At 67.0% G+C, this 7,667-nt stretch carries 7 protein-coding genes and 1 tRNA gene; 6 read left to right on the top strand and 2 right to left on the bottom strand.

From position 1 onward, the window contains the following. Positions 1 to 131: 131 nt before the first annotated feature. The 6 genes from ACE026_RS13160 to ACE026_RS13135 all read left to right on the top strand — a co-directional run bounded on the left by ACE026_RS13160 (position 132) and on the right by ACE026_RS13135 (position 3,685). Positions 132 to 767, top strand: a complete 636-nt coding sequence (locus tag ACE026_RS13160) for an LPS-assembly lipoprotein LptE (RefSeq protein ID WP_486039336.1) — start codon at positions 132 to 134, stop codon at positions 765 to 767. Between the two features lie 31 nt (positions 768 to 798). Beyond that, a complete protein-coding gene (gene holA, locus ACE026_RS13155; protein WP_486039335.1) occupies positions 799 to 1,836 on the top strand; it encodes a DNA polymerase III subunit delta in 1,038 nt (345 codons plus the stop codon). A 4-nt stretch (positions 1,837 to 1,840) separates the two neighbouring features. Further along, a complete protein-coding gene (gene nadD / locus ACE026_RS13150; protein ID WP_486039334.1) occupies positions 1,841 to 2,506 on the top strand; it encodes a nicotinate-nucleotide adenylyltransferase in 666 nt (221 codons plus the stop codon). Positions 2,507 to 2,564: 58 nt separating this feature from the next. Then, positions 2,565 to 2,996, top strand: coding sequence for a ribosome silencing factor (gene rsfS / locus ACE026_RS13145; RefSeq protein ID WP_121038588.1), 432 nt, complete (start codon positions 2,565 to 2,567; stop codon positions 2,994 to 2,996). An 84-nt stretch (positions 2,997 to 3,080) separates the two neighbouring features. Beyond that, positions 3,081 to 3,551, top strand: a complete 471-nt coding sequence (gene rlmH / locus ACE026_RS13140) for a 23S rRNA (pseudouridine(1915)-N(3))-methyltransferase RlmH (protein WP_259259584.1) — start codon at positions 3,081 to 3,083, stop codon at positions 3,549 to 3,551. Positions 3,552 to 3,608: 57 nt separating this feature from the next. Then, positions 3,609 to 3,685: transfer RNA gene (locus tag ACE026_RS13135), tRNA-Asn, on the top strand. 124 nt (positions 3,686 to 3,809) lie between these two features. Here ACE026_RS13135 and ACE026_RS13130 read toward each other — a convergent pair. Continuing rightward, on the bottom strand, positions 3,810 to 6,629 hold the full coding sequence (locus ACE026_RS13130; RefSeq protein WP_319623591.1) for a TonB-dependent receptor: 2,820 nt from the start codon (positions 6,627 to 6,629) through the stop codon (positions 3,810 to 3,812). 177 nt (positions 6,630 to 6,806) lie between these two features. After that, positions 6,807 to 7,460 carry an energy transducer TonB gene (locus ACE026_RS13125; protein WP_486039333.1) on the bottom strand — a complete coding sequence of 218 codons (654 nt, stop codon included), beginning with the start codon at positions 7,458 to 7,460 and terminating at the stop codon, positions 6,807 to 6,809. Positions 7,461 to 7,667: the final 207 nt, after the last annotated feature.

The following is a 7,667-nucleotide window of genomic DNA, read 5'->3' as shown; positions in this document are numbered from 1 at the left end:
GGCCCCACCGATCTCCATGGGCCGATGGCGGAAACGCCCTGTGGGCCGTCCGGTATCAAGTCCTGTTCACGCGGCATCCGGCACGATCACTGCTTGTTGCCGCGACCGCCCGGCTCCTACAGACTGTATCCATGACCCGATTCCTGCTTGCCCTTGTCCTGACCGCAACCCTTGCCGGGTGCGGCTTCCATCTGCGCAACAAGTTGATGCTGCCGGCCGATACGGCTGCGGTGCAGGTGGTCTCCACCGCGCCCTACAGCGAACTGGTCAAGTTGCTGCGCCGTGGCCTGCAGGCCTCCGGGGCGCAGCTGGCCGATCCGGACAGCACGGGCCCGGCTTCGCAGCTGCAGGTGTTGTCCGAGCGTTGGGGCGATCTGCCGATCGCGATCGATGCCCAGGGCCGTGCCCAGGAGTACAGCCTGCGCTATGCGGTGATCTTCATCTTCCGCCGCGAAGACGGCAGCGAGCTGGTGCCGCAGCAGGTGATCGAACTCTCGCGCGACTACGTGTCGCCACCGACCGACGCCACCGGTACCACGACCGAACGCGAAATCCTCGCCGACGAACTGCGCCGTGAGATGTCTGCGTCGATCATGCGCCGTATCGACAGCGTGGTCCGCGCCGAACTGGAGCATGGCCGCGCCCCGGCCAAGCCCGGTACGACGCCGGTGGAAACACCGGTTGAGATCCCAGCGGCGACCCCGGCAAGCCCGAGCTCGACGACCCCGACGCCGGCGGTCCCCGCCGTCGTCCCGCAGGGGCGCTGAGCCCGGTCCGCCTGCGGATCGGCCTGCCCGGATGGAACTGCGCCCCGAACAGCTCGCCAGCCAACCGGCCAGCCAGCCGTTGGCCCCGGTGTATCTGATTGCCGGTCCGGAAACGCTGCGCGTGCTTGAAGCCGCCGATGCCGTGCGTGCACGTGCGCGCGCCGATGGCGTCAACGAGCGCGAAGTCTTCGATGCCGATGGCCGTGACTTCGACTGGAACCAGCTCGACGCCAGCTTCAATGCGCCCAGCCTGTTCAGTGCCCGACGCCTGATGGAACTGCGCCTGCCCAGCGGCAAGCCGGGCAAGGAAGGCGCCGAGGTGATCAGCCAGTTCTGTGCCAACCCGGCGCCGGACGTGATCCTGCTGATCACCTGCAACGAATGGAGCAAGGCCCACCAGACCAAGTGGGCCGATGCGGTGGGCCGCGCCGGAGTGATCTCGGTGGCCTGGGCAATCAAGCCGCATGAGCTGACCGAATGGATCGAGCGCCGGCTGCGTGGCAAGGGCCTGCGCGCCGACCCGCAGGCCGTGCAGCGCCTGGCCGAACGGGTGGAGGGCAATTTGTTGGCCGCTGCCCAGGAGATCGACAAGCTGGCACTGCTGGCCGACGGCCAGACCCTGGATGTGGACACCATGGAATCGCTGGTGGCCGATGCCGCCCGCTATGACGTGTTCCGTCTGGTCGAGGCGACCTTCTCCGGCCAGCCCGCCGCCGTCCTGCGCATGATCGCCGGCCTGCGTGCCGAGGGTGAAGCGGTGGCGGCGCTGACGCCGATCGTGATCCGCGAGCTGCTCTCCACCGCCGGTCTGGCGCGGGTGCAGGCGCGCGGCGGCAACCTGACCGCGGAAATGAAGAGCCGTGGCATCTGGGAGTCGCGGCAGGCGCCGTTCAAGCGCGCGCTGCAGCGTCACCCCGAGGTCAAGCGCTGGGAGCGTTTCGTGGCCGAGGCGGGGCTGGTGGACCGCATCGCCAAGGGGCGCGCCGATGGCGACGCCTGGCTGGCGCTGGAGCGGCTGCTGATCGCCGTCTCCGAAGCCCGCGCCGTGCGCCTGCTCGCCCGGGCCTGAGCCCATGGGGCTGCGCATCTATTACGGCGGGACCTTCGATCCCGTCCATCTGGGCCATCTGGCCATTGCCCGCGCCGCCCGCGACCAGTTGCAGGTCGCCGTCCGCCTGCTGCCCGCCGCCGATCCGCCGCACCGTGCCGCCCCCGGCGCCGATGCCGCGCAGCGCCTGGCCATGCTGGCCCTGGCCATCGGCGAGGAGCCCGGCCTGCTGCTGGACCGGCGTGAGCTGGACCGGGCCGGGCGCCAGCCCGGTGTGCCGTCCTATACCGTGGATACCCTGCGCGAGCTGCGTGCCGAGCTGGGCCCGCGCCAGCCGATCGCCTGGCTGGTCGGTGCCGACAGCCTGTTGGCCCTGCCCAGTTGGCACCAGTGGGCGTCGTTGTTCGATCTGGCGCATTTCATCGTCGCCGACCGCCCGGGCAGCCCCTTGGCCGACACCCTCGACCCGGTGCTGGCGCAGGCCCTGGAAGGGCGCTGGGCCAGTCACGAGCGTGAGCTGTTCAGCGCGCCAGCCGGGCGCCTGATGCGCCTGCAGGCCCCATTGCGCGAGGAATCAGCCACCGCGGTACGCGCGCAGATCGCCGCCGCCGGGCCCTGGCAGCAACTGCTGCCTGAGGCTGTCGCGGGCTACATCATCGACCACCGCCTGTACGGCGCGACACCGTCGTGAATACGCGCGGGCCCGCCGCCCCGTATAATCGGCCCCACATTTATCGAGTTGACCCGCTTTGAGCAACCAAGCCCAGCCCCAGACCATCAAGGTCCAATTGCCCAATCCGGCGCCCTCCGTTCTGCAGCTGCTCGAGTGCGTGCGCGGGGCCACCGAAGAACTGAAGGCCAAGGATCTCGTTGAGATCGACGTGATCGGCCGCTCCAGCGTCGCCGATTACATGGTGATCGCGTCGGGCACCTCCAGCCGTCACGTCAAGTCGATCGCCGACGAAGTGGTGAAGTTCGCCAAGAAGCTGGGCGTGATGCCGCTGGGTGTGGAAGGCGAGCGCGAAGCCGAGTGGGTGCTGGTCGACCTGGGCGACGTGATCGTTCACGTGATGCTGCCGCGCGTGCGTGAGTTCTACGCGCTCGAGCGCCTGTGGACGGTGGGCGACCAGCCGCCGATCGAACTGCTCGACGATGCGGACGACGACTACGACGCGCGCTGATCGCAGCGTGCCCGGTCACGACAACGGCGCCGATGGCGCCGTTGTCTTTTGCGGCGCCGCCTGTGGTGGCTGCGGAGGACAGACATGAAAGCCAAGCTGATCGCCACTGGCGAGCGCGCGCCCTCGTGGGTTGCGCAGGGCTTTGCCGAGTACCAGAAGCGGCTCTCGCACTGGTTGCCGTTCGAGCTGGTCGAGATCGAACCCGGCCTGCGCGGGAAAGGGCGCGATGCGCGCCGCGCGACCGATGACGAAGGCAAGCGGGTGATCGCCGCGCTGCCGAAGAATGCCTACGTGGTCGCGCTCGATGTGCCGGGACGCCAGCTCAGCTCCGAGCAGCTGGCGCAGCGGCTGGAGCACTGGCGTGGACAGGGCCGGGACCTGGCCTTCCTGATCGGCGGGCCGGAAGGCCATTCGGCGGAAGTGTCCGCGATGGCAGATGAGAAATGGTCGATCGGCCCGCTGACGCTGCCGCACATGCTGGTGCGCCTGGTGGTAGCCGAGCAGCTGTACCGCGCTGCAGCGATGCTGGCCAACCATCCGTATCATCGCGCGTGAAATAGTTGCCTCCAGACGGGTTACATCTCGCGAAAAACGGGCTACAATGCGCACCCCGCCCGAATAGCTCAGCCGGTTAGAGCACTTGACTGTTAATCAGGGGGTCGTTGGTTCGAGTCCAACTTCGGGCGCCAAGATTCGAGAAAAAGCCTCGCAGCGATGCGGGGCTTTTTCTTGTCCGCGATTTACCCGCGTGCCGCGATCCAAACAAAAAGCCCGGGCACTGCCCGGGCTCCTTGTTCCCCAAGTGCGGCTACCTCATTCGAAGGTGTACTTGGCACCGACGGTGAAGTAACGGCCGATCGCGCCGCTGAAGTGCAGCGGGTTGTAGTTCACGCCACCGTAAGTGGTCGGATCCAGCGGAGCGATGCGGTCGAACAGGTTCTGCACCGATGCGTTCAACTCGAAGGCCTCGGTGATGTTCCAGCGACCGGACAGGTCGAAGGTGGTGAACGAGGAGATCTTGGTGACGTCCGTGCCGTCGGCGTAGGCGAACTGGTACTCGCCATCCGGACCGCGGAAGTCGGTGTTCTCCATCTTGGAGATGTAGTTGGCCACGCCGCTGACGCTCCACGGGCCCTGCTTCCAGGTGGTACCGAAGTTGATGCGGTCCTTCGGGGTGCCGATGCAGTTGGTGACGTCGCAGTTGCCGTGGGTACCGGCGTAATCGACGGTCACATCCGAATCGGTGCGCTCGAACTTGAGCACATGGCTCCACTGCAGGTCCATTTCCAGCTGGCCCGGACCGATGTCGAAGGTCTGGCGGATGTCGGTATCGATACCGCGCACGCGGGTGGAGGCGGCGTTGATGTACGCGGTGTTCACCGCAAGGATCGTGCCGGTGTTGGGAATGCCGTTGATCAGATCGCTGTCACGCAGCACGTTCCCGGCTGCAATGGCATCGGCCGTGGAGCCCTGCGCGATTTCGTTGGTGCGTTTGATCTGCCACGCATCGACCGTCATCGAGGTGCTCGAGGTGGGCTGCAGCACCACGCCGAACGAGTAGCTCTTGGATTCTTCCGGCTTCAGGTCGGGATTGGGGCGGGTGATGATCGCCACCGGTCGCGAACTGCAGTTGGTCAAGTTGGGCTGCAGGTCGCAACGGAGTGCATCGCGGGCATTGGAGAAGGCGGCCAGGCCACCATCGCCGTTTTCGGCCGGGTTCGGCGCGCGGAAGCCTTCGGCATAGCTGCCGCGGACCGCGATCCAATCGGCCGGCGTCCACTTCACGCCGAGCTTCGGCGTCGCCTTGCCTTCGCCACTTTCGTACTTGTCATAGCGCACCGCGCCGGACAGTTCCAACTGTTCCAGCACCGGGGCGGACAACTCGACATAGCCGGCGTAGACGTTCTGCGTGCCGTCATAGGCCGAATAACCCAGACCGATGATCTGGCCCTGGTCGGTGAAGGTCTGCGGGGTCAGGCTGTTGCTGGTCTTGCGCCATTCGGTACCCAGCGCCAGGCCCAGCGGGCCACCCTTCAGATCCATCAGGCTGCGCGACACGGTGAAGTCGAACATGTCCAGGCTGGACTTGGCGCGTGCGCTGATGTCCGGCGAGATGTAGTCATACAGGGCCTGCGAGTTGAGCCCCGCATTGTCGCCAATGCGCCACACGCCCGCCGGGCAGGCCGGGTTGCCGAGCACGCAGCGGACCGCGTCGTAGTTCAGGAAGCCGGTGCGCTTGTTGACCAGGTCGGTACCCGAATGCAGGTAGGCGGTGTCGTAGCTCCACTCGCCCCAGTTGCCCTTGACGCCCACCAGGAAGCGGTTGAACTCGTTGGTGTTCTCAGTCACACGTGGGCCGACATCCCAGGCCGAGTAACGCAGGCGCGAGGCCTGGCCCGGGATCGGGTTGTCCGGGTGGGTCGGGCTCAGCACGGTAGCGCCGGGGCCGCTGTTGGCGTTGACCGGACCTTCCGGATAGCCCCAGCCGCCCGACACGCCGGAGGGCGTATTGCTGAAGGTGGTTTCCTTCTTGGAGTAGCCGATCTCGGTGTAGATCTCACCGCCCTCGCCGAAGGCGAAGCTGGCGCGGCCGAACACGTTGACGTACTTCTCTTCCGGGGTCAGGTCACGGTACAGCTGGGCCGGATCCCACAGGCAGCCTTGCTGCTGTGCGGTGACGTCGTTCTGGCCGGGGATGGTGGTCAAGCCCGCGCAGCCCGGGAGCGCAACGAGGAAGGCGGGATTGTCATCGGTCACGGCGCGGTCGTCGAAGACCGAACCATTCGGACCGACGCCGCCGCTGGTGCCGCCGTTGAGGAAGGCGCCACCCAGGAACTGCGCGTTGTTGCCATACCCGTAGCGACGGATGTCACCCGTGCCGATCCACTTGCGGTCCTTGCGGTCGCTGATCTTGATCGCGTCGGTCTTGCCCACGTCCAAACTGAAGAACGCGTTCCAGCCATCGGTGGCCAGGTCGCCGGTACCGGCGGTCAGCGTGGCTTTCTTGGCATCGCCATCGCTGTCACCGGACAGGCCGTAGGAGGCGCGCAGGATGGCGCCGTTGAAGTCGCTGCGCAGGATGATGTTGACCACGCCGGCGATGGCGTCCGAGCCGTAGATCGCAGAAGCGCCGTCCTTGAGGACTTCAATGCGCTCGACCGCATCCAGCGGAATGGTGCTCAGATCGGTGAAGACCTTCTGGCCGTCATCGGCCAGGCCGTAGGTCGCCATGCGGCGGCCGTTCAACAGGACCAGCGTGGAGCCGGCGCCCAGGCCGCGCAGCGAGATGCCCGCGCCACCGCCGGCAAAGCCGTTGCCGAAGGTCTTGGGAATGGAGCCCGACCCATCCGCGGTCAGGGTCTGCAGGTACTCGGCGACCGTGGTCTTGCCGGTCCGGTCAATCTCCTGGCGGGTGACCACCTGGACGGGGGAGGGGGTTTCGGTGTTCGTGCGGGGGATGTTCGACCCCGTGACGGTGATCCGGTCAAGGTTGGTCGCCTGCTCCTGCGCGAACGCGGAGGACGACGCCATGGCCCCTACCAGCAGCAGCGCGCCGCTGGTGAGGATCGTGGAAATGGAATGGGCCAGGGTATTGCGGCGGCTGTCGTCGCGGCGTTGGATCGGGTGTTTCACAGCTTCTCTCCTGACTGGGAAAACCTAAATGTCATTGAGTCGACACCAGAACGGTGCCAACGGCGCCAATCTAGGTTTCCGTCGTGTGACGCAAGAGTGAAAAATTGCTTAATTGGGGAAAGATGCTGTGCGTCTCAGTTTGTGAATGGGGAGCCCCGTCACGGGGCTCCCATTCACTCAGCGCGGCAACGAAAAATCGACCGGAACCAGGCCATCGGCGGCGACCGCCTGCCCATCGACGAGAGCTGGTACGAAACGCCAGTGACGCAGCACCTGCTGGCGGGCGGCCTGGTCGAGCACGCGCGAACCACTGCTCTTCTCGATACTGACCGCAACCGGGTTGCCCTCGCTGTCGACCCGGATGCGCAGCAGGACCGTCCCCTGCTGGCCCAGGCGGATCGCCGCGACGGGATACGGCGGGGGTGGCGCGCTGCGGTACTGCAGTTGGGCTCCGGCGGCGGGCGACGGCACGGCGGGGGCAGATTCCAGCGCCGGTGCGGCGGTCTCGCTGGCGGGCATCGGTGCCACCGCGAGCGCCTCGTCGAGGGTGGCGGTGGGGGTCGGCAGCGGTGCCGGCGCGCGTTGCGTGGTCACGGGCACGGTCGGGGGGAGCCGCTGCGGGTCCGCCGGAGGGTGGCGGATGATCTCCGGCGGCGGAGGCAGTACCCAGGTCACCTGCATGCGTTCGCGGGGTGCCTTGATCAGGGGCTGGGTAGCCGGGATCAACAACAGCATCAGGGCCAGCGCATGGACCGCGATGGCAGTGCTCCACCCGAGCACGCGGGAGGCTTCGATATGCAGCGGGACAACCGGGGACGGGGTACGGACCATGCTCCACTCTCCTTGCCAGATGTGCGGGAACATCAACGTGCCTGCGCGGCACGTGGGGTCAGGCGGGGCCGCGCACTGACAGCAATACCCGAGCCCGGCACGGGCCGGAAGTCAGGGGCAGGGTGGCGAGTTGGCTGGCAGTCAGGATCCAGCCGCAGACAGCATGACGGCGCCCGCAGGCGCCGTCATGCCAGGCAGGAGCGGGCC

This window comes from Stenotrophomonas sp. AGC87 (genome assembly GCF_057333975.1).
This window is presented reverse-complemented; position numbering and strand designations above follow the sequence as displayed.

Excerpts from the sequence above, each read along its gene's own strand:
- ACE026_RS13125 (WP_486039333.1), bottom strand. The coding sequence starts at position 7,460 with ATGGTCCGTACCCCGTCCCCGGTTGTCCCGCTGCATATCGAAGCCTCC.
- holA (WP_486039335.1), top strand. The coding sequence starts at position 799 with ATGGAACTGCGCCCCGAACAGCTCGCCAGCCAACCGGCCAGCCAGCCG.
- nadD (WP_486039334.1), top strand. The coding sequence starts at position 1,841 with ATGGGGCTGCGCATCTATTACGGCGGGACCTTCGATCCCGTCCATCTG.
- ACE026_RS13160 (WP_486039336.1), top strand. The coding sequence starts at position 132 with ATGACCCGATTCCTGCTTGCCCTTGTCCTGACCGCAACCCTTGCCGGG.
- rlmH (WP_259259584.1), top strand. The coding sequence starts at position 3,081 with ATGAAAGCCAAGCTGATCGCCACTGGCGAGCGCGCGCCCTCGTGGGTT.